General features: G+C 59.2%; 16 protein-coding genes. 5 read left to right on the forward strand and 11 right to left on the reverse strand.

Features of this window, described 5'->3' with window-relative positions; genetic code table 11:
• Positions 1 to 70: 70 nt before the first annotated feature.
• From NUV89_RS03160 to NUV89_RS03170, 3 genes are all read right to left on the reverse strand, one after another.
• A complete protein-coding gene (locus NUV89_RS03160) occupies positions 71 to 955 on the reverse strand; it encodes an alpha/beta fold hydrolase (protein ID WP_257780262.1) in 885 nt (294 codons plus the stop codon).
• 305 nt (positions 956 to 1260) lie between these two features.
• Positions 1261 to 1953: a 16S rRNA pseudouridine(516) synthase gene (locus NUV89_RS03165; RefSeq protein ID WP_257780263.1), complete on the reverse strand. Its 693-nt coding sequence runs from the start codon at positions 1951 to 1953 to the stop codon at positions 1261 to 1263.
• Complete coding sequence (locus tag NUV89_RS03170; RefSeq protein WP_257780264.1) at positions 1953 to 2165, reverse strand: cysteine-rich CWC family protein; 213 nt, start codon at positions 2163 to 2165, stop codon at positions 1953 to 1955. The genes NUV89_RS03165 and NUV89_RS03170 overlap by 1 nt, the downstream gene beginning before the upstream one ends.
• 231 nt (positions 2166 to 2396) lie before the next feature.
• Here NUV89_RS03170 and NUV89_RS03175 point away from each other — a divergent pair, with 231 nt between their 5' ends.
• Positions 2397 to 2744, forward strand: coding sequence for a hypothetical protein (locus NUV89_RS03175; protein WP_257780265.1), 348 nt, complete (start codon positions 2397 to 2399; stop codon positions 2742 to 2744).
• Here the strand turns inward: NUV89_RS03175 and NUV89_RS03180 are convergent.
• A complete protein-coding gene (locus NUV89_RS03180) occupies positions 2741 to 3853 on the reverse strand; it encodes an enoyl-CoA hydratase/isomerase family protein (protein WP_257780266.1) in 1113 nt (370 codons plus the stop codon). The two genes, NUV89_RS03175 and NUV89_RS03180, sit on opposite strands and share 4 nt — an antisense overlap.
• Positions 3854 to 3989: 136 nt before the next feature.
• On the opposite strand from NUV89_RS03180, the gene ung reads away from it, so the two are divergent.
• The 4 genes from ung (at position 3990) to NUV89_RS03200 (ending at position 11611) form a co-directional block, all read left to right on the forward strand.
• Positions 3990 to 4682: a uracil-DNA glycosylase gene (gene ung / locus NUV89_RS03185; RefSeq protein ID WP_257780267.1), complete on the forward strand. Its 693-nt coding sequence runs from the start codon at positions 3990 to 3992 to the stop codon at positions 4680 to 4682.
• 218 nt (positions 4683 to 4900) lie between these two features.
• The gene (locus NUV89_RS03190; RefSeq protein WP_257780268.1) at positions 4901 to 6949 is read left to right on the forward strand and encodes a hypothetical protein; all 2049 of its coding nucleotides are present in this window, start codon (positions 4901 to 4903) and stop codon (positions 6947 to 6949) included.
• 207 nt (positions 6950 to 7156) lie between these two features.
• A complete protein-coding gene (locus tag NUV89_RS03195) occupies positions 7157 to 9118 on the forward strand; it encodes a hypothetical protein (protein ID WP_257780269.1) in 1962 nt (653 codons plus the stop codon).
• 204 nt (positions 9119 to 9322) lie between these two features.
• Entirely contained in the window at positions 9323 to 11611 is a 2289-nt protein-coding gene (locus NUV89_RS03200) for an autotransporter outer membrane beta-barrel domain-containing protein (RefSeq protein WP_257780270.1), read from the forward strand.
• A 140-nt stretch (positions 11612 to 11751) separates the two neighbouring features.
• Here NUV89_RS03200 and NUV89_RS03205 read toward each other — a convergent pair whose 3' ends face one another.
• The 7 genes from NUV89_RS03205 to NUV89_RS03235 all read right to left on the reverse strand — a co-directional run bounded on the left by NUV89_RS03205 (position 11752) and on the right by NUV89_RS03235 (position 24201).
• Complete coding sequence (locus NUV89_RS03205) at positions 11752 to 15069, reverse strand: hypothetical protein (protein ID WP_257780271.1); 3318 nt, start codon at positions 15067 to 15069, stop codon at positions 11752 to 11754.
• 139 nt (positions 15070 to 15208) lie between these two features.
• Positions 15209 to 18475, reverse strand: coding sequence for a YncE family protein (locus NUV89_RS03210; protein ID WP_257780272.1), 3267 nt, complete (start codon positions 18473 to 18475; stop codon positions 15209 to 15211).
• Between the two features lie 290 nt (positions 18476 to 18765).
• The gene (locus NUV89_RS03215) at positions 18766 to 19794 is read right to left on the reverse strand and encodes an AbrB family transcriptional regulator (RefSeq protein WP_105522596.1); all 1029 of its coding nucleotides are present in this window, start codon (positions 19792 to 19794) and stop codon (positions 18766 to 18768) included.
• Positions 19787 to 21301 carry a tripartite tricarboxylate transporter permease gene (locus tag NUV89_RS03220; RefSeq protein ID WP_065899413.1) on the reverse strand — a complete coding sequence of 505 codons (1515 nt, stop codon included), beginning with the start codon at positions 21299 to 21301 and terminating at the stop codon, positions 19787 to 19789. The genes NUV89_RS03215 and NUV89_RS03220 overlap by 8 nt, the downstream gene beginning before the upstream one ends.
• A gap of 1 nt (position 21302) precedes the next feature.
• Positions 21303 to 21761 (reverse strand): tripartite tricarboxylate transporter TctB family protein, encoded by a 459-nt coding sequence (locus NUV89_RS03225; protein ID WP_257780273.1) that lies wholly within the window; start codon positions 21759 to 21761, stop codon positions 21303 to 21305.
• 130 nt (positions 21762 to 21891) lie between these two features.
• Entirely contained in the window at positions 21892 to 22875 is a 984-nt protein-coding gene (locus NUV89_RS03230) for a tripartite tricarboxylate transporter substrate binding protein (protein WP_124525852.1), read from the reverse strand.
• A 33-nt stretch (positions 22876 to 22908) separates the two neighbouring features.
• The gene (locus tag NUV89_RS03235; protein WP_257780274.1) at positions 22909 to 24201 is read right to left on the reverse strand and encodes an OprD family porin; all 1293 of its coding nucleotides are present in this window, start codon (positions 24199 to 24201) and stop codon (positions 22909 to 22911) included.
• Positions 24202 to 24223: the final 22 nt, after the last annotated feature.

A 24223-nucleotide genomic window follows, 5' to 3' on the forward strand; every position in this document is an offset into this window, starting at 1 on the left:
TCGGTGTATCAGTTACACCTCAGTGATGCCATCGCAGGCAAGCCAGCTCCCACATAGACCGCATTCTGCTTCAAATCGCAAAGGCATGTTGAGTCTGACCCTGGTGATAACGCAATCGGCTGACCGGCCGCTCCGATTTCAGAAACCCCACGACGGCCTCCCGACTGTCCCGGCATGCGGCCTTGTGTTCCATGTCCAGGAAGTGCCCCGTCGCCTGGATGGTGCTGAAGCTGCTGTGGGCCACATGCTGGCCGAACAGCTTGGCGTCCTGGGCGCTGGTGTATTCGTCCCATTCGCCGTTCAGGAACAGCACCGGAATGTCGATCTGCTTGGCCGCCTTGAGGTAGCACAGCCGATCGCTGTTGAGCACTTGGCTGATGTGGAAGTGCATCTGCCCATATTCGTGCTCGGCCAGGCTGCTCACATGCTTGTAGTTGAAGCGCTTGAACAACGACGGCAGGTGTTTGCCGATGGTGTTGTTGACGAGGTGCCCGACGCGGTCGCGGTCGAGGTTGCCGAGGTAGTCAACGCCACGTTCAAGGTAGTCGCGCATGGGCGTGTTGATGACCGGTGAGAACGAGCTGATCACCGCCTTCTCCACACGTCGCGGGCGGTGGGCGAGGGCGACCAGGGTGGCGGCGCCGCCCCAGGAGAACGACAGCACGTGTTCGGCGGCGAAGTGGTCGATGAGTTCCAGGAGGATCTGGCCTTCGACGTCCTTCGTCAGCATTTGCTCATGGCGGTTATGGATTTTGGAACGGCCGGCGTAGGGCTGGTCGTACAAAACCACATTGAATTGCGGGTGCAGGCTTTTCACGGTTTGGGCGAAGGATGCCGTGGTGGCCATGGAGCCATTGACCATGATGATGGTCTTTGCAGCAGCGTCCGCGCGATAGAACTCCGTGTAAACCCGATACTGACCCTGTATATCCAACACAGCGATTTCTGGCCTCATGTCGTAAGACTCCTGGCAAGCGGGTAGGGCGCGCAGATAACTCTGCACGAGCTTTGTGACAGGTAGGCATACGCCTGGAAAAGGGAGGCCCATGTCGATCCGATGACGGCTGGTCGACGGGTGTTGTTATGGCGGGCGGTTTTGCCTGGAAGGCCCGTAGATCAAGCGCGGGCGGGGCAAAGTGTTTCTTGGAGGTTATGGGCGACTCGCCAGTCATATTTCGGCTGACGGTTTGATTCAAGCAGCACAGGCGCCACCTCGCAAGGCGCCCAACTGGTTTTTTGCCATCACCGGCTGAACGGTCGTCAGACCTGTCGGATCTCGTCGTCGGTCAGCGCCCGATACGCTCCTGGCGCAAGGTCCGCATCCAACACCAAAGGGCCCATCCGTTCGCGATGCAAGCCGATCACCTTGTTGTCGAAATGCCCGAACATGCGCTTCACCTGATGGTAGCGCCCTTCGACAATGCCCAATCGCGCCGTCGTCGGTCCTAGCAACTCCAGGGTGGCAGGTTGGGTGGTGAGGTCTTCAAAGGCAAAGTACAGGCCGGCGGCAAATGTCGTGGCGTATTCGGGGCCGATCGCTTGCTCGGTTTCCACTAGGTAAACCTTGGGCAACTTGGTCTGCGGTTGCGTCAGGCGCCGGGACCACTGGCCGTCATTGGTGAGCAGCATCAGGCCGGTGGTGTTGAAGTCCAGACGGCCGGCGATGTGCAACTCGTCTTTGTCTGGCACATCCAGCAGGTCGAGGACGGTCGGGTGCTGTGGGTCCGCTGTGGCGCTCACACAGCCCTGCGGCTTGTGCAGCATGAAATAGCGCGCCGGTTTGCCGGCCTGCAACACCTCATCGTCGACGCATACGCGGCTGAATTCGCGCACCTCGTGATGAGGATCGCTGACCGCCACGCCATCCACCGTCACACGCCGTTCAACCAGCAACACGCGTACTTGCTGGCGATTGAAGCGGGGCAGGTTGCTGAGGAACCGATCAACGCGCATTACGGCTGTTCTTCGCCGCGCAATTGCGCGTCCACTTGGGCGCAGCGTGGGCACAGGCACGCCTGGTTGCGCAGCGCATCGGGCAAGGCCTCAAGCACGGCCGGGTCGATGGTGACGCTGTAGCACCAGCAGGCTTGATCGGCCGTGCGTGGGTCGGCCAGGGTGCAGTCGTTGCGGGCGCCGCAGGCGGGGCAGAGGGTTGGCGTGGTCATGGCTCGGTTCAGGCTGGATCTCGGTGGGGTGGCACGATACAGCGTCGCCGCAGACCGTGCCAAACAGGCTGGAAAATGCCGACGCTCCGGTCGTCCGATCTACGTGTTTCAAGCTGTGTCAAAAACGCACCAGATTCGGTTTTTGATGTCAGATGTTTCGTCATTCAGTGAAAGCTGAATGCCGCCCCCCAGCGTCGCTGGAGGAGCTCTTCCGCGGTCCAGGAGGCCGCCATGTATCGACGACTGTTACTCACTGCCTTGCTCGGCCTGACCTTGTCCGCGTGTGTGCCCTATTACGACGGTGGCGGCACTTACTATCGCTCCGAGGTCTACACCACCCCGGCACCGACGTATTACTACGGCGGCGGTTCTTCCTACTACGGGCGCAGCTATTACACGCCGGCACCGCGCTACTATCCTGCGCCACGCTACTACCAGGCGGCACCGCGTTATTACCAGCCAGCGCCGCGTTACTACTCAAGGCCTGGCTACCGGCCCTATCCGAACCAGGGTTGGGACAATCGCGGTGGTCACGACCGGGGGGGCCGTGGTGACGGCGGCCATCGCGGGCACCGTTAACGCTCAGACAAATCCGCCAGGGGGTGCCGGCCTTCCCACGCTTTGTGGAAATGCGCCTGCACCACCGCTTCCGGCACCGCCTGCACATCCGGCCAATGCCAATGGGGCTGCTGATCCTTGTCGATCAGCCGCGCACGCACCCCTTCGGTAAATTCCGGGTGACGGCAGCAGTTCAGGCTCACGGTGTATTCCATCTGGAACACCTGGGCGAGGGACAAATGACGGCCACGCTGGAGCTGTTCCCACACCAGGTGCGCAGTCAACGGGCAGCCTTCGCTCAGGGTCTTGCCGGCGCGGCTGAATAGCGGGTCGCTGTGGTCGCGCAACTGGCTCAAGGCGCGCCAGGCGCAGCGCACATCGCCGACATCCAGCCATTCGTCGATCTTCGCCCGGCGCGGCAGCCACTGCGCTTCGGGTTGCTGGCTGAGCGCTTCCTGGGCCAGGGCCTTGAGCAGGCTGTTGAGCTGCATCGGCGTTTGTTCCTGCCAGTTCAATTGCAGCAAACCGTCGATCAGTTCGTCTTGCTGGTCATCGCGCAGGAAGCGGTCGGCCAGGCCCAGGTCCAACGCATCGCGACCGTTGATATGCGCGCCGGTCAGGCCGAGGAACAACCCGAGCTTGCCCGGCAGGCGCGGCAAAAACCAACTGGCGCCCACATCCGGGTACAGGCCGATGCTGATCTCGGGCATGGCCAGGCGGCTGCTCGGCGTGACGATGCGCACCGCCGCACTTTGCAACAAGCCCATGCCGCCACCCAGCACGTAGCCGTGGCCCCAGCAGATCAGCGGTTTTGGATAGGTATGCAGGCGATAGTCGAGACGATATTCCGCTGCAAAAAACTGTGCAGCCAGCGCCGGAACAACGCCGGGTTGCTCACGGCACTCCATCGCGAGGCTGCGCACTTCGCCACCGGCGCAAAAGGCCTTGGGCCCGTTGCCACGCAAAAGCACGCACACAATATTCGGATCTTTCGCCCAACCGTCCAGGCGCTCGCCCAAGGCCAGGATCATCGGCAAGGAAAGGGCGTTGAGGGATTTTTCCGCGTCCAGGCTGGCGATACCGAGGCGGGCACCGTCGCTGCCGGTCAGCTCTTCGAAGTGCAGGTTCATCGTGACCTCATTCGGGAAGGTAGAGGATCAGTATGATCGCTTCGCAGGAAAGTGCCGGTGGTGTGTCAGATCAATTGACAAGCGGGGTCGGCTTTCCTAGGGTTCGCCTCATTCTTTTTGACAAGACCATTCCAACATGACCGAAGGCGACCGTATCAAACTCGAACCCACCTGGAAGCACGCCCTGCGCGATGAGTTCGAGCAACCTTATATGAACCAGTTGCGCGAGTTCCTGCGCGAGGAACATGCGGCCGGCAAAGAAATCTATCCACCCGGCCCGCTGATCTTCAACGCGCTCAACTCCACGCCGCTGGACAAGGTCAAGGTGGTGATCCTTGGCCAAGACCCGTACCACGGCCCCGGCCAGGCTCACGGTTTGTGCTTCTCGGTGCAACCGGGCATCCCGACGCCGCCGTCGCTGCTCAATATCTATAAAGAACTCAAGCGCGACCTGAACATCGACATCCCCAACCACGGCTGCCTGCAAAGCTGGGCCGACCAGGGTGTGCTGATGTTGAACACCACCATGACCGTGGAACGCGCCAACGCCAATGCGCATGCGGGCAAGGGCTGGCAGTTCTTTACTGATCGGATTATCGAAGTGGTCAGCGCGCATCAGCCGCACTTGGTGTTTTTGCTGTGGGGTGCCCATGCCCAGGGCAAGCAGAAGCTGATCGATGCCACCAAGCATCTGGTGCTGACCTCGGTGCACCCGTCGCCGTTGTCGGCATATCGCGGGTTTTTGGGGTGTGGGCATTTCAGCCGTACCAACAAGTTTCTTGAACAGAATGGCGAGACGCCGATTCAGTGGGCGCTACCGCCTGTCTGATTGACACAGTTGCTGCTATGCCGCCCTTCATCTCGATTCTGCTTGTTTAGTCATGGGTTTCACGATTTTGCACGGATCAGGCAGTAGGCGTACCTGTTAGATCTGACAGTATCCACGTTCAGCTCGAGCGAATTAACTATTCTCCCCGGCCCGGGAATCTGGTGCATGCCAGCCCTTGGTCGACGTCGGCTTACTGCTGATTGCCAAGGAGAATAGACATGCCTAAACCCACCGTATCGACTCCAATACTCGCAAATACCAGGGCGCCCGGAACCCTTGAAGCGGATGCCCCGGAGGCGCCCGACGCGCTGCCGCTCATGCCTGACGATGTTGGTTTTAAAATCCCAGTGCCTTTTCAAAGTACGGGGTTGCCGGTAAGGGTGCCGGTGCTGTGGGGGGGGACTGGTGCGCTGTTTCCCGGTGACGTCACTGCCGTTGAATGGAATTTGGATGGCGTACCGTTTGACACCAAACGGGTGGAAGCACCTTACGATGCCACTGACTTGCCCCTCGTTGATTCGGTGGTACCGCCCCATTTGATGGACAGCCCTGGCCTGCATAGCCTGAGCTATCAGGTGTTCCTGAGGGAAAGCAGTGGGAACCCCCCCGAGCCTTCTTATGTAACCTTGCTGGACAGTGACAAGGTTGGGCCTAATCAGGGGCAACGCGGCCCACGCTTGCGATTTCCGCCTGACATTGAGCTAAACGGTGTCACTGACGCCTACCTGGATAACCCCGCCAACAACAACGGTGTGGTCGGCACCATCGTATCGCCGACCATACCGGCCTGGCTGGACATGCGATTGGGCGATATCGTCGAAGCCTACTTGACCCTTTTGCCGTTGCGTCGCCCCGCGCGCAAGCATCCACGGCACCTGGATGTTGTCGCCACGACCACCATTACCCAAGCACACAAGGACGGGGCCCCCGTTGAAGTGTTTTTTCCCGGGGACGTCCTGCGTACCCTGGCTAATCGAGAGTACAACGCACATTACTTTCTGAAAGACCGTTCCGGCCGGGAATCTGGCCCCTCTTTTACCTCTGTTTTGTATATCAACCTGACAGTAACGCCAGCTGAGCTACGCGCGGTTGAGGTGCCCCAGTTGAGCGATGGGCGTATCACGCTGAGCGATGCCCGCCAGCCCGGTGGCGTGTTCATGAATATTCTTGAAATATTTGGCGCTGCACCGGGCGATATTCTGCGTCCTATCTGGAACTTTATTTCTCTGCCTGAAATTGAAATCGCGGCTATCCAGGCTTGGCCCATCTGCGTGCCAATCCCGTATTCAGTCCTGGCCACGGGTGGCTTTGAATTTACGCCGGGTACGATACGTGCCGGGTACACATGGAAGCGAGGCGTGGCGCCGGACAGGCCATCGCTACCTCGGTTTGTGCCTGTCAACCTGACGGTAGCCGGCAACGTTAGCCCGGACAATCCGGATCCGATCAACCGCTTGCTGGAGGTGGTCACCGTCAAGGGGCGAGACGGTGACAATCTGGTGACCCTCAATGACGTGGGCTTTCCTCTCAGGGTCGTGACCTTACTGTTCGACGACCCTAATGCGGGTGAAGTCCTGGAGTTGATGGTAGGCACCCATCCGGCACCAGTGGCCACCTATACCGTGCAGCTAACCGACGTCGCCGGGCAGGAAGTCGAATTTTTCGTCGATTGGGATCTGATCGAACCCATCTTTGGCAGCGGCGGCATCTTCCCGTTCTTCTATTGGACCTTTAACGGCGTGAACCGCCAGCGTGCGGTGGACACGCCGGTGATTGTCAATCTTGTGCCCATCGTCGGCTTGAAGAACCTTGAATACGTTGGCGTCACCTATGGGCCAGAACCCGATGCCGGGTTTATCAGTTGCCGATTGCGGCCTTGGGTGAACGGTGTATTCGTCCTGATTCCGGGGGACGTTCATCTGCTGGCAGCGGGTGATCTGGTGGTTCTGGAGTGGGCCAGTTACGCCAACCCCAATGGTCATCCGAGTGGCGTCATGCCGGAAACAATTGCAACGTTCCCCCATACGTTGACTGCTGACGAGGCTCGAGATGGGTACGAGTTCAGGGTTGCGTTCGACCCCTTTATCCTGCATCCAGGGCTGGTGAAACCAGCTGCCGGGCAAACAAATCCGCGGCATGGTTCCGCTGTGGCACGGTACCGGGTGATGAAACCCGCAGGAGGAGGGATGGGCTTCTCTCCTCGCCGATTGGTGGCTATCACGTTGATCCGTCCCGGTGGCCTCGCGCCTTGTACTTCGGACGATTGAAATTGCGCACGGGTGTTAAACCCGTGCGTCTCAAATGCTCGTCACCTGTCAAGGTTCACAGTTACGAGTAATCGAAAACTCACATTTAATGGTGACGAGATCAGCAGGTTTGCAAGGCCAGGTAGTTGTCGGTCGTAGTTCGTTCTTCTCGCATAGACGACCCCGAGTTGTCCGGGTGAAAACGTATCCCTACCAGGAGTGTGCACCATGTCCAACACGCCCCAAAACATCGGCAATAAAAAAACCTGCGGGGAACCGCAGCAACCCATGGAAGATTGGGAAGACCCGGTAATCGACCCCAACCTGCGGCCTGCCCCGGTGATCCCCGGGTTATTACCCGCTATTACCGGGGACCCGCATAGGAATATTATGGATCGGGACATGCAACTGACAGGCGCGGTACTCCGGGTCCAGCGGTGGGATCGGGGGGGCTTTATCAATCCCTTCGAAACACTCACCGTATACGCCAACGACAGGCCTATACACGTTGAGACCTACGAGGCCAGCGACGTTTTGCCAGACCCTGTGGTGGTGAATCTGGGGCCTAAATCTGCGTTGCAGACCCATGGGCTCAAGGACATACGGGTGCTTGTACTCAATTTCGGCAACAACGAAGAAAACTACAACATTATTCGGGTCTACGTGGATAAGCAGGACCCCAACTATAACGCGCAACCTGGTTTGATTGGATTTGAAGATTATGGCTCGGAACTGACCCCTGCTGACCTGGTAGGAAAACTCGGTCTCGAATTCACCATTCCTGATCCTGCCGATCGTCGTGGGGGCGATATCCGTAGGGTTTTTGTCGGGACGAACCCGATTCCGCTCGAGGATGACGTGCCACTGACAGGCCCCATCGAAGGGATCATTCCCACCGCGATGATCCTGGAAAAGGCAGGCGAAATTCCCGTGCGGTACAGTCTGGAGGATCGAGCAAAAAACGCCACCGTGCTTTCCCACCCGGCTTATGTACGAGTCAGCCTCAACAACCCACCGACATTTGGTACGGTCTCGGTGGTGGAGGGGCCTTTGGTCAATAAAGCGGAAGCCCGCGAGGGTGCAACGGTACGCTTGGTAAGCCTCACCGGCCATCTACCCAGCGATACCTTGGTGGTTCGTTGGGGAATAGTTGAAATCTACCGGCAAACCATCGGCATGGGCATCTTCCCGCTAGACATTCCTGCGGAGTTTGCGGCCATTGCAGCGGGCGGTGACTTTTACACGGCGGACATTGTGCTCACCATCGAGCGCACGGACGGCAGCACTTACCCTGGGCCCGATACGCAGGTAGACGTTGACCTGCGTGAGCCGGGTGTCACCAACCCGGGCGAAGGCCCGGTAGACCCGGCCCTGGCCAGGCCTGATCTGATTGGCGGAGGGCCGCCGCCAAACCCACTGAACCATCTCTCCGATAAAGACCGTGGGTTTGATGCAACCGCTACATGGCTGTTAGCACCCGGCCTGGAGTCAGGTGATTTCGTTGATTTTGTCTATAAGGGCAAGGTTGTCGCCACCTACCCTGTGACGGGCTCGGAAGCGCCGGGGTTTATCGTGACGCGCACCGTGGCCTGGAGCGACATCGAAGAGCCGGGGAACGGCACTGTTCCCCTGTTCTGTCTCATCCGCGATGCAGTCAATTTCAAACATTCGCCACATCAGGACGTCATCGTCGACGTCTTCAATCTGAGCGGCCTCGCCGATGCGATTTTCAATAATGCCCAGGTCGTTCCAGGGCAGCCGAACTTCAGCTACTACTTCAACTGCACACATCAACCTTGGCTGGGTGTGCCGATCAAGGTCCTGGATCCTGGAGTGCTCCAGATCAATGACGAAGTGATGATCGAGGCTGTCAGGTACGCGTTTGTCCCACCTGGCACACCGGTCGGTACGCCTGTTGGTACGCCCATAGAGAGTGCGTGGTTCACAATCAACAGTCCTGAAGTCAATCTCGGCCTGGTTGTGCCCATGGACTTGAAAGCCTGGTTCGAAGACCACACCGGCACTCTGGGCCGGGGCTATGTCGGTGTGCGCTGGAGACTCCATCGCCCTTCTACGGGAGACCGGGGCATCTCCGATGAGGTCCGGGCGGCCTGGGATCTCGTTGGCTCTGGCGGCGGTGTGCCGGGTAGTTGCGTTCCGGGGGCGTCACGTCGTAGCGGGACGCTTTGAAGCAAGCGTGAAGCCCCATCCTTTCTGTTGGAAGGGTGGGGCTTTTTTGTGCGTGATGACCTGTGGTCGCGATACAAGGAGCATTAAGGAAAGTCCTACACGCTTTGGGAAATCAGATCTTTAGTCTCTGCGCCGAAGAAAACGGAAACCTATTCGATACGGGGTCCGGGTTCGAACCGGTATTTACTTTTGAGGCTACATGACATGACTTCTATTACTTCTCCTCGTTTTCGCTTGTCGCGTTTATCGTCAATCATCAAGCTCATGGCGGTTGCCCCGCTGTACCTTTTGAGCGAGCAAGCACTTTCCGCGATTGTTGTCGACGGTAACGTCGGTAGCGGCAAACTCGACGTCTATCCCGGAACAGGCGCTACCGACTACATCGCCCAGAACGGTGCGACGCTCAACGTCCACGAGGGCGCAACGGTCAAGGAAATCCGCGCTACGACCGGCTCCAATCTGACCCTGACCGGTGTCAACGTGACCTCTGCACACGCTACCCAGGCGGCGATTTCGCTGTCCAACTCGAACGCGGTCATTACCGGCACGAAGATTACCAGCCATAACAATGGCGGCTTGAACGTGGTTCGCCAGCCGAGCACGACTACGGGTTCTTACGCACAGGTCAATGGTAGCGAAATCATCGGTGCGACCTGGGGCGCCAACGTCACCACCCATAGCTTGCTGGAGCTGAACAACTCCACGTTGACCGGGAAAAGCCAGCAGGGCCTGGTGCTGCAGGGAGGGGCGGCGATCGCAACCGGTAGTGAAATTACAGGGGCTACCAGTGGTGTGGTGATGACCGGTGAGAGCCTGACCGCGCCTGCGACACCTCAATTGACACTGGATGGTTCGCGGGTGGTTGGCCTCAGTGGCCCGGCAATCAGCGTGCACAGACCGTTCACGGCTGAAATCGATGTGCGCAATGGTTCTACCCTGGTCGGCGGCAACGGCAACATGGTCGAGCTGACGGGTGGCGGCAACGCCAACATGCGTGTCAACAACAGCGAACTGGCCGGTAATATCCAGGTGGGTACCGACAGCGCGCTGGACCTGAGCCTTGACCGCGCCATCATGAACGGCGACGTGATCAACAACGGTGGCACGGCCAGCGTCGGTTTGAACAACGGTTCGGTCTTGACTGGCCGCCTGGAGAACGTCGACAAGCTCGCGATCAACAGCGACGCCACCTGGGTAATGGTCGATAACCAGCAAGTGGGCGACCTGTCCATGAGCGGCGGCAACGTCAAGTTCGGCGACCCGGGCGTGTTCTACCAACTGGACGTGGAGAACCTGTCGGGCAACGGCACCTTCATCATGACAGCGGACTTCGCCACCTTGACCGGCGACTTCCTCAACGTCACCGGCACGTCCTCGGGCGACCACAAGCTGTTGATCGCCAGCAGCGGTGCCGACCCGTTGAGCGATGATCGCCTGCACGTGGTGCACACCGAAGACGGTGGCGCCAAGTTCAGCCTGGTGGGTGATCGTGTGGATGTGGGGACCTACTCCTACAGCCTGATCGATGACAACGAAGGCAAGGACTGGCTGCTGGCCCCGGGCAGCAAGGTGATCAGCCCGAGCACCAACTCCGTACTGGCGTTGGCCAACGCGGCGCCGAGCGTGCTCTACGGTGAGATGACCAACTTGCGTACACGCATGGGTGAGTTGCGTCACAGCGACGGCAAATCGGCCGGGCTGTGGAGCCGTGCCTATGGCAACAAGTTCGAAGTGAACAACAGCGACAAAGAAGTGCACTACAACCAGACTCAGCGCGGTTTTACCCTGGGTGCTGATGTGCCGCTGTCCGGTGGTGACGGTCAATGGTTGGCCGGCTTCCTGGCCGGTCACAGCACCTCCGACCTGGACTTGAGCCGTGGCAGCAAAGCCACCGTCAACAGCTACTACGCCGGTGGTTACGCCACGTGGCTGGACGCTGAAAGCGGCTTCTACTTCGATGGCGTGCTCAAGTTCAACCGCTTGCACAATGAGTCCAACGTGGCGATGAGCGACGGCAAGAAAGCCAAGGGCAACTACACGCAGAACGCGGTAACCGCCTCGGCCGAAGTGGGCCGTCACATCAAGCTGGACGACGGTTTCTTCGTCGAGCCTTACGGCCAACTGTCCACGGCGATCATCCAGAGTCAGAGCTACGAGCTGGACAATGGTTTGCAAGCCAAAGGCGCACGTACCTCTTCGGTAGTGGGCAAGGCCGGTGTGACCGTTGGACGTGACATCCAATTGGACGCTGGCAGTGTGCTGCAGCCGTACTTGCGCACCGCGGTGGCGCACGAGTTCGGCCAGAGCAACAAGGTGTCGGTGAACGGCAACAGTTTCAACAACGATCTGTCGGGTTCTCGCGTCGAGATGGCGGCGGGTGTGGCGATGGCGGTGTCGAAGAACTGGAAGGTGCATGCGGATGTAGAGCGCAGCATGGGCAAGAGTGTTGACCAGCCTTGGGGGGTGAATGTGGGGGTGCGGTATGACTTCTAAGGCGACGTACGAATAATCTGTCATTGAAAAAAGCCTCGTGTCGTGAGATACGAGGCTTCTTTTTTTACACAGTATTGATGTGAACTTGAGGTCCGTGAACGAACCGTTGACGTTGTTTAAGCGTTCTATACCAACTGTTGCTAAGAGATATAGTAAGCGAGTTTTAAGCCGCTACCGTGCGTATGAGCATAATAAGGAGGTATACCCGTACCCGTCTGCGGATTTGCGAAGCGATAGTTGTCTGGAAACGGCGCTGCTTCTGAACTCCACGCGTCTCCTCCGTAAATGGGTGGAGAAGGGAAGTTACTGCCAAATCTGTTTCTGATGGATGTGAACTCCGCGAGTGAGGGCAGCCTGCCATACGACGACTCACCTACTTTGGCACTGTACCAGTCACTCCCCCCTATGTAGGTAAGTCTCTGATAGGCGCCACTTACTTGAATCCGATAGCTGGCAGTTTGTGCAGGTACTGAGCTGTCTGTCACCGTTATTGTGACCGTTCCAGGGTTAAGTATGTCGACAACTCCCGTAGATGCATTCACTCCAATGATTGAAGGAGCGCTGCTACTGTATTTGTAAGGCGTTTTTCCACCGCTGGCTGTACGAGTTGATGGAAGGTACGCGCGTTCTGTGCTGCCGTACAAATTAAAACGAACCAACAACCACCCACCGAGATTTACAACCCTGGTATCACCGGGAATAGTTAGCGCTGGCACAGAACTCAGCGTGTATGTTCTGGGCTCCAGGCTTATCGCGGTACCTTCAACGTTGCTCCCGTCCAGCGATACCTTCGCTTCAACTGTCAACGAGCTACCATTTGGCAAGGGTGCAAGGTAGGTACTCAGTATCGAATCAAGCGTTTTCTTATCGGTGAACTCCTGAGCACTAACGACTCTCCCATCACGCACCGTATGGTCACCGGCAGTGTGTTTAAGCTTAATGAATACTGCTTGCCCGGACCTGAAGAAAGGCCATTGTTCTATTTGTACATCGTTAGAGATTTTTACATTGATGGTATTGCCTGATGCCTGGGGCACTGAAACCACATCCAGGGTGCTGGACGGCAACGGATCGACGTTCAGTTTCAGGTGCGCCGACTCAGTGGGGTTGCCGTTGCGCATTACCGTGAAAAATATCGTGCAGAAACTGTTCAGGTAAGCCGCAACGAAATGGCTCAGAAGCGTGAAGGTAATGTAGTTTTGCCCGGCGTCCGGAACCCCCGGTTTTGACGGAATAATCGGTTCACCCAAGCCCGGCATACCCAGAATACGAACGGTTACATCGTCAGTAGGGAGAAGGTCGGTAGCCGGTACCCTGATGGTGAGAATGATGGGCGATGGAGGCAAAACGTGCAGCGGGTTCAGCACCGCTTCTTCAGGTGAAATGGCAGTTGCCTCCAGTACCGTTGGTGGAGTCGGGAGCCTCAACGCCATGCCGACATTGATGGTGAGATCCCTGGAAAACAGAGGAGTAGCACCTGGTGCTGGAATGACCTCGTAGTACAACCTCATCGTGCTGTTCAGGTTGGCCAGCACGATCATTCGTGGAACGGTAAACGGCAGGACTGAACCCTCCCAGTTGAGGTCCACGTCGAACCAGTTGCTTATAAAACTGCCGCCTGACTGAGTGCCAATGGCGATCAGCCGTACCTGGGCCCCTTCGACGATTACTGGATGGGGGTCAACGCGCACGTTGAGGTTTGCCAGGCTGATGGCGGGGTCGAACGTGAGGTCTGGAGGTGTTGCTTGCACCGTCCACGGCCTCGGTAGTACTGCTTGTGCATCGCCGACCGGTACAGTGATCGCCTTTGAGGGCGGCCGTTCGGCAGCGCCGTTGATTTCGTAAAACGCAACGAAGTAGCCACCCTCCAGTGCGGCGAAGAAGGCATTTTCCAAGAGGAACATCAGATCGTCAGTGCCCGCCATGTCGGTAAACGTTGCGTATGCGGGTCTTCCATCAGCAGTCAGGCCTGTCACGATCAGGTCGATGCGGTCATTCGGCAACTGACCGAAATAGCGCGGAACCACAATTCTCACCGGGTTGGTGTCGGCGGGTAATGCACCCTCTTCGAGGTCCAAAACGGTCGGCGCTTTCAGGCCATCCTCGATCGGATCACCATCGATGGCATACAACACCCCTTCGGAAGGGCGATCAGGGACGTCTGCTCGAACCCGTTTGTAGGTGATCAGGATCAGCCCTCCCGATAGCTGCAAGAGAAAACCAAGGTCCAGAGGGATGTACACGCGAATCGGCGTAATCGAGGTGACCGGATAGTTGATGACTTTTTCAGAGACACTGCCATCTGCGGCAAGCCCTCTTACGGTTATGACCACCGAATCGCCGGCGAGGTAGCCCTGGTTGCGGATCAGTAGTTCCAGCGGCGTATCGACTACAAGACCTCGGGTGTCGATGAAGTCTTGGTTGCGTACAGGATCGTAGTCGGATTCGGATGCAAACATCGCTGGCAGCAGCGGCTCGGTCGAGGCGCCAGAGTCCACTTGTATCAGTCGAGGCGGCGATGCCCCGGGGGAGTTGTTGCCGACCATATCCCGCACATTCCATTCGGCTAAACGAACGCCGTCGGGCACTTGGCTCCAAAAACCGAAATATAGGGTGAATTTGATGGAGGCATTGCTCGAGGCTTCAAAAGCGGTGACCGTATGGCTGTACGTTGCTCCGCCAATACTCACGGTGATGACATCATGTTCATTGCGCCAGTGAACTTGCGGCAATGACCTGTCCAGTGGGTAGTTGTCGATTTCTACCTCGACGCCGAGCTGCATCTGGGCTTGGGTTACGAGACCAAAGGCTTCAATCAACGGGTTGGTAAACTTCAACACGGCCATGTTTTCGTTATAGGGCTTGTTGAAGGTTGGGAATGGGCTGACCGGCAGCTGACGATCAACGTGGATATTAAAGAGCGGGGATTGATCGGAATTGCCACCAAGCGGCGTTAGAAAGGCTTGTATTGTATTGTTGGCCTGGTCGGTAAAGCGACTGCTGTTGATGAACAGGACAATCGCCTTGGCATTGATGGCTTCATCGTCGGTGACCGTGTGGAATGCAACCTGGACTCCGTTGACCCTGAGGCTGATGAAGTCGAACTCGTTTTGGCCCAGGTACGCATTTACAATACAGATCACACCAAACTGGTTAACGATCAAGGCTGCCGCATTGAGTCCTCCGTCGTGGCCCGGAACCGGGTTCCAGAGTGTGGGGAGGTACAAGGGCAGAGCGGTGAAGGGCGTATTGATAAACGCCTTGCTATTTAGTATCGCCCCGGCGGGCGGCGGTGATGTGAAGCCTTCACGTCGATAGAGGTTTGGTGGCAGTCCACCTGATGATGAGCTGCTGACGGGGGCAAGTTGTTGATTCGTTGCACTGCGAGGTTCTGCACGTAGAGCTGGAACATTGAGCTCTTCATCACTAACGGGTTCAGGGTTTTGATCGAGAGTCATGATAGGCATCCTGGTAGATAGGGTTGAGGCGATCTGGAGCCTGTCTGTTCAGGCGAGAGATGCTGTTTCGATTCAACGCCGTTACCCGTTGTGCAACTAGCTGTGAAAACTGACAGTGCCGACGAATGGCACTAACCCGCTAAAGCACGACGAACGCCACCGTGTCGTCGCCAATACTCGCCACGTACCCCTGGGAGCCATCCGCTGCAACCACCACACCCCGTGGCTTGTTGAAACCTGCATAGGCACCGATGACTCGCTGCAAGCGCGTGTCGATAATGCCGAGTCGGTCGCCCTCGGTTTGCGTCACGTACGCGAGGTCTCGCCCGCGCTGGAAGACGACATCGTACGGCCCTTGCAAACCGGTTAGGGTCTGCTCGATACGTTGGGTCTGGGTATTGCCGATGGCCACGCCGGTGTCTCTGCGGGTTATGTAAACCTGCGACGCACGGGGGCTGTGGACAATGCTGGTGGGGTTTGCAGCGGCAACGCTACTGATCAGTGTGTTGTTAGTCAGATTGACAATGGCCCAACCGCTGAGGGTAGCGATATGGGCGCGGCTATTGTCGGGGCTCAGTGTGATGTCGATAGGGTTGGGGACCGGCACCGAGGCCAGCCGTTGGTGGTTGGTGGTGTTGAGGATGATCAGCATTGCGGCGCGATTGTCCGCTACATACAAGCGCGAGCCCGTGCTGTTGAAGGCGATCCCGTTGACGGTGTCGAACCCGGTCAGCGTATCGACCAGTGAGTGATCCTGGGGGCTGTAGACGCGAATTGGTGTCTGGGTTGCGACGCTGTTGTCGGTGACATACAAACGCCCGGTCGTTGGATGAACGGCCATCCATATGGGTGACCCGGGTACTTCGAAATTGTCGATGACCCGGTTGCGCTGTGTATCGATCACCCAGATCGAAGGCTGCCCAAACAGGCAACTCACGTAGAGCCGGTTTTCGTCGGGGCTGAATGCCAGGGTGTTCGGTCCCCGGCCTACCGTAATACGCTCAAAGATGCCGTGGGCGTTGTTGATTCGGTAGTTGACGGTTCGCAAGTCGGTGGCGAAGTACTTGCCGATGTTGCCGTTGAGGGAGACCCGTACCTCCACGCTCAAGTTGCTGAGGGTGGGCAGCATGCGCAGGTAATCGTTGGGCAATGGCAGCTCGATACGTCTGGCAGCGAACTCCTGTGGGCTCACGGGTGTGCCTTCGCGGAGCGCGAGGCCAGCAGGGCCGGGGCCATTGATATCGATCCAGACGGCTTGGCCTGCGCGCATGAACGGCCATTCGCGCACTAATACGGTACATGTCGAATTGACGTTGATGATGCCGCCAACCGCTTGAGGCACGCTGACCAGATCCAGTAATTGAGCGGGCAGTAGGCTCACCGTCAAGGTCGAGACCTGGGAAGCTGTCGTGGCTCCTGCGCGCGTTACTTTATAAGACAGCGCGGCGGTCTTGCGCAGGTTGGCGGCAATCGCCAAATTGCCGACGGTGAAGTCGACGTAGCCCTGCGTTGGGTTGCCGGGCAGAGGATTCAGGATTGGTGTTCCTGGGCCGGGTGTACCACTGAATGTCGGCTTTATATCATCGCTGGCCAGCATTGGGCTGTAGCTCACCCGAAAGGTACACACTGGCGGAGCAGGGGGCAGCACGTGAATAGGGTTGAGGGTGGCGGTGGCAGGCCCGGTGAACGTGCTTTCCAGAACTCGTGGTACCGGCAACTGGAGCCCGCTGCCGACTTTCATCACCAGCGCCTGGGAGTAGCGGGTGCGTTGGTTGGGGCTGTCCACCCGGTAGTAAATACGTGCCGAACCGTTGAGGTTGGCGACGATGAATACCCTGGCGATAACGAAGGGCAAGTCCCGGCCGACCCAGGGTGGCGTGATGGGAAATGCAGCGGGAGGCACACTGCCGCCCAGGGCACTGCCTTCAACATACAAAGTGACCGCGGCACCGTCGGTGAATGATGCGTGGCCTGGGACCGTGACGTTTGCATTGCCTTTGGAGATTTCTGGGTCAAAGGTCAAATCGGGGGGCGGTGCTTGCTGGACCTGCGGCGCGGGAAGGGCGTCTTGGGGTTCGCCGATGTTGAGTGTCAGGATGGCAGAGGGTGGTCGCTGCCCGGCCCCGTTGATGAAGTAATAGAGCATGAGACGGCCGCCATCGAGTTGGCGAATATCGCCATCAACGCCGTTGGGCAAGTTGAAGAAAATATCGCCAAGGCCGGCGTCATGCGCATGCTCTTGATAGAAAAGATGACCGTTGGCGTAGGTGCCTTCCAATACCAAGGTGACTCGGTCGTTGGGTTTCTGGCCCGTATAGGCGCTGATTCGGACAGTCACCGGGTCGGTGAGCGGGTGCAATACTCCGCCACTGGCAGAGAGGACTTGCGGTGCGACAAGGCCGGTGTCTGTGGGTGTGCCGGTCACCTGGACAAAGGTATTTTCCGATGGCAAGTCGATTTGCCCGCTACGGACTCGCTCATAGCTTAGCTGGATCAGCGCGCCGATGAGCAAGCGCACATCAGCGTTGGGCCATGGAAAATCAGCGAAGGGTACGGTAGCGGAAGCAATAGTGGCGTTGTAGATCTGTTCGACATCGACCCCGTCTTGCGTGCGTCCCCGGATCTTCAGGCGGATACCGTCGCCGGGAGCCCAGCCTTTGCCCGCAATGGCGACCCGCAGGGTTGCATCGTTTCCCGCTAGTCTGTCCGCGTTCAGGGTGCCACTGGGTGCTTCGACGATTTGGGCGGGGTCCAGTAACCGCTCGTTGGGATCAAGGCGCACCTCGATCAACTGAACTGGCGAGCGGCCGGGGGCGTAGTTGACGACTTCGTCGATGACTTCGTAGGAACAGGCATGATGGCCACTGCCGATCAGGAGCCAGGACCCGTAATAAACCATAATGGTGATCGGATTACGGTTGCTGGCTTCACTCTCGTTTACGGAGTGTTCGATGATTTGTCCGCCGATAAACAGGCGAATACGGTCTCGTACCGCCCTGTGGGTGTTGGTGGGGCGGCTGGCATCCACGGGATAAAACCCAATTTTCACACCGACCCCGCGGCCAGCGGCGGTCGAATCGATCAACGTCAGTGCAGGTTGTGGGCGTGGCAACTGCTCATTCACCCAGGGTGGTCCGGAAACGGCATCGTTGCCGGTTGGCGAGACGGTATCGATTTTGAGCCTAAGGCTTTGGGTTTGCTCAACGTGTTGGTTAAGGTGGGTGACCCTGATAAAAACCGGATCTAGCGGGCCATCAGGCAGGCGAGCCATGGAGATATGCATGGCAATCGGCCTTTGTTCGCGTGCTTCTTGTTTGGTGACGGTGTGGAAGTCGACTGGGGTTGCCAAGTTGCCGCAAAACAACTCGATGAAGTCGTCTTCGCGCTGACCGGCGTAAGATCGCATGATACAAATCAGCCCCTCACTCCCGTGGCTCTCCAGTAGTTGTCGGAACACACCGCCGGAAAAACCTACCAGAGGTATCGTTAGCCCAGGAATGTAGGGTGTCAGTTGTGAGACAGGAGGTTGGGCGCTCTTAACAACAGACATGATCTATACCTCACAAAGGGCTAAGGGCAGCAGCAGGCTGAGCGTGTGGTGATTGAACGCAGAGTGCATGCAGTGCGGGTAGCTGTGAGAAATGACAGTGCCGACTAGCGGTAGCGGCCCAGGACGGGCCACTTGAAAGAGAGGGATCAGGGCTGACGGTTCCAGTGCCTGAACAACGGCTCCGCCAGAAACAACACAAACAACAACCGCATCACCTGCATCGCCGTCACCAACGGCACCGACAGTTGCAGGGTCTCTGCCGTAAGGCTCATCTCGGCAATCCCGCCGGGCATCATGCCCAGGGTCAACGAGCGCAAGTCCAGATGAGTCAGCGCGCTCAGCCCCACTGCCGCCAACGTCGCCAGCGCCATGGTCAACGCCGTACCAATCAACGTGCGCCCCATGAACGACGGCGCCCGGCGAAAGAACTGCCGATTGAAGTGGCAACCCAAACCACTGCCAATCAGCCACTGGCCAATCTGGCTGCCGCCGTCGGGCAAACCGATATGCAGATCCCACACAACACTGGCCGTCGCACTCACCAGCAACGGCCCGAACAGCCACGGGTTCGGCTGACGCAAACGCTGCCAACCCCAGGCCACCAACGCGCCAAGCGGAAACAACGCCAACAGCCAAGGCCAACTCACCGGCGCCGGATGAAACTGCGGCGCGCCGCCCTCCAGCAAATACTTGAAGATCGCCGGCACACACAGCACCACCACCAACACCCGCAGACTCTGCCCCGCCGCGACACGGCTGAGCACCGCGCCGTTGCGTGCGCCGAGGTTGACCATCTCGCCGGAGCCGCCCGGCATGCTGGAGAAAAACGCGGTGGCGCGGTCTTCACCGCTGCGCCGCATCAGCCACACGCCGACCACACTGGAAAGACTGGTGACCAGCGCGCCAAAGAAGATCAGCCCGAAGTGGCTCATCACTTGCTCGATCACCACCGGCGTAAAGTGCAGGCCGATGCCGATCCCCACCACCCATTGGCCGCATTTGCGCCCGCCGGGAATCTCCGCCAACTGCCACGGCGTGAGGCACCGCACGAGGATGATCGCCAGCAGCGAGCCGACCATGTACGGCAACGGCCAGCCGACAAGGCTGGCCAGGTAACCGCCGGCCAGGCCGACCAGCGGTGTTCCCCACCAATGTTTAAAGGTGACCTCAGACATCGGCCACGGCACGACGCTGCAGGGCACGTTTGCGGTAGATCCGCACCAGCGGGAAGGCCAGCATCAGCGCGGTCAGGACCCACACCCCAAAGGTGATCGGGCTCGACCAGAGGATGTCCAGCGCACCGTTGGAAATCGACAGCGCGCGGCGCAGGTTCTGCTCCATCAGGCCGCCGAGGATAAAGCCCAGCAGCACCGGCGACAGCGGGAAGTCGAGCTTGCGCAGGATGTAGCCAAAGATGCCGATACCGACCATCAGGAACAGGTCGAAGGTGGTGGCGTGAACCGCGTACACACCGATCGCGGTGATGATCGCGATCACTGGCACCAGCGCCCAGTTCGGCACGGCAAGGATGCGCGTGAAGATGCGGATCATCGGGATGTTGAGGATCACCAGCATGATGTTGGCGATAAACAACGACGCGATCAGGCCCCAGACGATGTCCGGTTGCTGTTGGAACAGCAGCGGACCGGGGGTGATGTTGTACAGCGACAGCGCGCCGATCATCACCGCCGTGGTGCCCGAACCGGGTACGCCGAGGGTCAGCATTGGCACCAGTGCGCCGCAGGCGGAGGCGCCAATCGCGGTTTCCGGGGCGGCGAGGCCGCGCATGTCGCCCTGGCCGAATTTACCGCTGGCACCGGCCAGGCGTTTCTCGGTCATGTAGGCAACGGCCGAGGCCAGGGTGGCGCCGGCGCCGGGCAATACACCCATGATGAAACCGAGCAGGCCGCAACGGATATTCACCACGAACACCGCAGACGCTTCCTTCAGGTTGAACATCATCCGTCCGGTGGCTTTCACGGCTTCCTGGCCACGGTGGGTTTTTTCCAGGAGCAACAGGATCTCGCTGATGGAGAACAGGCCGAGCACCAATACGACAAACTGGATGCCGTCGGTGAGGTGGATGTTGTCGCCGGTAAAGCGGTACACGCCGCTGTTGGCGTCGATGCCGACCGCCGAGAGGAACAGGCCGATCAGCGCCGCGACAAAGGTCTTCAACGGCTTGTCACCGGCCATGCCGCCCAGGCAGACAATCGCGAACACCATCAGTACGAAATATTCCGCCGGACCGAAGGCAATCGCCCATTTGGCCAGCAGCGGCGCAAACAGCACCATGCCGCAGGTGGCGATAAACGCACCGATGAACGAACTCCACGCCGACAACGACAGCGCCACACCGGCCAGGCCTTTGCGGGCCATCGGGTAACCGTCGAGGGTGGTCATCACGGTGGAGGCTTCGCCCGGGATGTTGAGCAGGATCGAGCTGATCCGGCCGCCGTATTCGCAGCCCAGGTACACGGCTGCCAGCAGGATCAGCGCCGATTCCGGCGGCAGGCCCAGGGCAAACGCGATGGGGATCAACAGCGCCACGCCGTTGATCGGGCCCAGGCCCGGCAACAGGCCGACCACGGTGCCGATCAGGGTGCCGCACAACGCGGTCACCAGATTGTACGGGGACAGTGCAACGCCGAAGCCCTGGCCCAAGTAGCCGAAAGTATCCATATCAGTTCTCCAGAACGTCGAGCAGGCCCAGGGGCAGCGGTACATCCATGGCTTTATCGAACAGCAGGTACAGGCCGATGGCCATGAGGCTGACGATCACCACGCTCGGTAACCAGCGGCCGCCATACAGGCGCGCCATGGGGATGCCGATCAGCATGCTGCTGAGGATGAAACCCAGGGGCTCGAAGGTGCCGGCGAATACGATCAACAGGCCGACGCAGATGGCGATCTTGATCAGGGTTTCGCGGTCCAGCGCTGGTTCTTCTTCGGTGTGTTTGGTCGGCTGGGGGCGAATAATCATGTAGATCAGGCCCAGGCTCATCAGCCCGAGCATCAGCAGCGGGTAGGCACGCGGCCCGACCGGCTCATAGGAAAACGCGGCCTGGTACGGCCACGCCATCAGCGCGAGACCGGCACAGACCAGCAGCATGATGCTGGCGAAAATGCGTTGTAAAAGCATAGGAAACTCCTAGGCCGCTTTTGTGGGAGCGGGCTTGCTCGCGAAGAATGCAAGGACGCCGCGTGTATCCAGGCAGCACGCGTCATCGTTGACGTTTTTCGCGGGCAAGCCCGCTCCCACAGAGGGGCGATTACTGGATCAGGCCAAACTCTTTGGCCAGCACTTTGTAGTCAGCCACTTGTTTCTTCACGTAGGTGTCCAGCTCCGGGCCGGTCATGGCGAACGGGAACAGCTCGCGCTGGTCACGCAGCTTGGCGAACTCGTCGGAAGCCAGCAGTTTGTCGAACGCGTCTTTCCACCAGGCGTAGTCGGCATCGCTGACTTTTGGCCCGAGGTAGAAACCGCGTACCACGGGCCAGACGATGTCGTAGCCTTGCTCTTTGGCGGTCGGAATATTCTTCATTTCCGGCTCGTCCAGGCGCTCTTCCGAGAACACCGCCAGCAGGCGCATGTCACCGCTGAGGATGTGCGGCATGGAGTCGGAGATGTCGGTACTGCCCACTTGGATGTGACCGCCGAGCAGGGCCGTGGCGATTTCGCCGCCGCCTTCAAGCGCCACGTAGCGCAGTTCACGCGGGTTGATCCCGGCGGCCTTGGCGATCAGTGCGGTCTGCATCCAGTCCTGGCTGCCGACGGTGCCGCCGGAACCGATCACGACGCTGCCCGGATCTTTCTTCAGGGCTTTGACCAGATCGTCGAGGGTCTTGTAGGGCGAATCGGCTTTCACTGCGATGGCACCGTAGCTGGTGCCGACCGCTGCCAACCAGCGCACGGCGCTTTCATCGAAGCGGCCGAACTTGCCCTGGGCCAGGTTCAGCAGCGAACCGCTGGACCACGCCACCAGGGTGCCGGCATCCGCCGGGCGCTGGGCGACCACGGCGTTGTAGGCCACCGCGCCGACGCCGCCGGGCATGTAGGTCACGCGCATCGGCTTGCTCAGCAGCTTCTCGTTGACCAGCGCGCTTTGCGCCAGCTTGCAGGTCAGGTCAAACCCGCCGCCAGGGGAGGCCGGGGCGATGCATTCCGGGCGCTTGGGTTCTTCGGCGGCCAGCAGTTGGCCGGCGAACAGTACGCAGCCGGCGGCGAGGGCCAATTTACGCAGTGAAAGGGTCATGGTGTTCTCCTTCATTGTTGTTATGAGTGGCTACTACCAGAGTGCGACGCTGTAGCTCACCAGCACGCGCATTTCATCTGCATCACGGGCTGAGTAGTTGGAGCGATAGGTGGCATTGCGCAGGCGCACGGCCACGTCCTTGAACGTGCCGCTTTGCACCACGTACTTGATCTCGCTGTTGCGTTCCCACTCTTTGCCGGTGTCGCCGTTCTTGAGCTGGATGTTGTCACCCGAAATGTAACGGCTCATGAAGCTCAGGCCGGGAATGCCCAGTTTGACGAAGTCGAAGTCGTAGCGCGCCTGCCAGGAGCGTTCTTCGGCGCCGGCAAAGTCGTTGATCTGCACGAAGTTGACGAGGTACGGGTCGCTGCCATCCACATAGGGGAACGCATTGTCGCCGGACATGTGCTGGTAGCCGGCGCTGAGCTTATGGCCATTAAGGGCATAGCTGAACAGGCCGTTGAGGGATGTGTTGTCGATCTTGCCGCCACGGGCGCTGCCGGTGTCGTCGCTGATGGCCAGGCGCAGGTCGGTGGCAAAGGTGCCGGGGCCCATCGGGCGGGCGGCGACCAGGCCGAGGAAGTGCTGGCGGTACACGTCGTCGAGCTGGGCGAAATGGTAGCTGCCGGTGATCTTGTCGGCGAACTTGTAGTCCACGCCACCGAAGTTGAAGTGCTTGCCGGTGGCGCCGCTGACGAAGCGGCTGTTCTTGTTGTTGAGGGCGATGTCTTCGTAGTTGCTGTCGTCGCGGTCCTTGGCTTTGTCCAGGCGGCCACCGGTGAACACCAGGTTCTTGAATTCCTTGGAGGTAATCAGGCCACCGTTGAAGGTCTGCGGCAGGATGCGCCCGTCGTTGGGCTTGAGGATCGGCAGCTCGGGGGCCAGTGAGCCGATCTTCAGCTCGGTGGCGGAGATCTTCACTTTGCCGGTCAGGCCCAGTTTGGAGTATTCGTTGGCGGCGCGGCCGTCGTCGTGGGTCGGCAGCAGGCCGGTGCCGGTGCGGTCGGGGCTGGAGTCGAGCTTGACCCCAAGCATGCCCAGCGCATCCACGCCAAAGCCGACGGTGCCGTCGGTGTAGCCTGATTGCAGGTTGAGCATGAAGCCCTGGGCCCATTCGTCGCGCTTGGATTGCTGTGCGCTGGTGCCGTCGCGAAAGTCGCGGTTGAAGTACATGTTGCGGGTTTCCAGGGTACCGCTACTGTCTTCGAAGAAGGCAGCCTGGCTAAGCGGCGAAAAGCCGGCAAGGGCAGCGGCACTGGCAAGGGCGGTCTGGGTCAGGCGGGAAAAACGCACAGGCGTGAGAGCCTGGGGCTGTGTCGACAGCATCGTGGTGTACTCCGTTATTGTT

It is taken from the genome of Pseudomonas sp. 18.1.10, from assembly GCF_024655625.1.
In the GTDB taxonomy this organism is placed as follows: domain Bacteria; phylum Pseudomonadota; class Gammaproteobacteria; order Pseudomonadales; family Pseudomonadaceae; genus Aquipseudomonas.

Excerpts from the sequence above, each read along its gene's own strand:
- NUV89_RS03160 (WP_257780262.1), bottom strand. The coding sequence starts at position 955 with ATGAGGCCAGAAATCGCTGTGTTGGATATACAGGGTCAGTATCGGGTT.
- NUV89_RS03165 (WP_257780263.1), bottom strand. The coding sequence starts at position 1,953 with ATGCGCGTTGATCGGTTCCTCAGCAACCTGCCCCGCTTCAATCGCCAG.
- NUV89_RS03170 (WP_257780264.1), bottom strand. The coding sequence starts at position 2,165 with ATGACCACGCCAACCCTCTGCCCCGCCTGCGGCGCCCGCAACGACTGC.
- NUV89_RS03175 (WP_257780265.1), top strand. The coding sequence starts at position 2,397 with ATGTATCGACGACTGTTACTCACTGCCTTGCTCGGCCTGACCTTGTCC.
- NUV89_RS03180 (WP_257780266.1), bottom strand. The coding sequence starts at position 3,853 with ATGAACCTGCACTTCGAAGAGCTGACCGGCAGCGACGGTGCCCGCCTC.
- ung (WP_257780267.1), top strand. The coding sequence starts at position 3,990 with ATGACCGAAGGCGACCGTATCAAACTCGAACCCACCTGGAAGCACGCC.
- NUV89_RS03190 (WP_257780268.1), top strand. The coding sequence starts at position 4,901 with ATGCCTAAACCCACCGTATCGACTCCAATACTCGCAAATACCAGGGCG.
- NUV89_RS03195 (WP_257780269.1), top strand. The coding sequence starts at position 7,157 with ATGTCCAACACGCCCCAAAACATCGGCAATAAAAAAACCTGCGGGGAA.
- NUV89_RS03200 (WP_257780270.1), top strand. The coding sequence starts at position 9,323 with ATGACTTCTATTACTTCTCCTCGTTTTCGCTTGTCGCGTTTATCGTCA.
- NUV89_RS03205 (WP_257780271.1), bottom strand. The coding sequence starts at position 15,069 with ATGACTCTCGATCAAAACCCTGAACCCGTTAGTGATGAAGAGCTCAAT.
- NUV89_RS03210 (WP_257780272.1), bottom strand. The coding sequence starts at position 18,475 with ATGCGATCTTACGCCGGTCAGCGCGAAGACGACTTCATCGAGTTGTTT.
- NUV89_RS03215 (WP_105522596.1), bottom strand. The coding sequence starts at position 19,794 with ATGTCTGAGGTCACCTTTAAACATTGGTGGGGAACACCGCTGGTCGGC.
- NUV89_RS03220 (WP_065899413.1), bottom strand. The coding sequence starts at position 21,301 with ATGGATACTTTCGGCTACTTGGGCCAGGGCTTCGGCGTTGCACTGTCC.
- NUV89_RS03225 (WP_257780273.1), bottom strand. The coding sequence starts at position 21,761 with ATGCTTTTACAACGCATTTTCGCCAGCATCATGCTGCTGGTCTGTGCC.
- NUV89_RS03230 (WP_124525852.1), bottom strand. The coding sequence starts at position 22,875 with ATGACCCTTTCACTGCGTAAATTGGCCCTCGCCGCCGGCTGCGTACTG.
- NUV89_RS03235 (WP_257780274.1), bottom strand. The coding sequence starts at position 24,201 with ATGCTGTCGACACAGCCCCAGGCTCTCACGCCTGTGCGTTTTTCCCGC.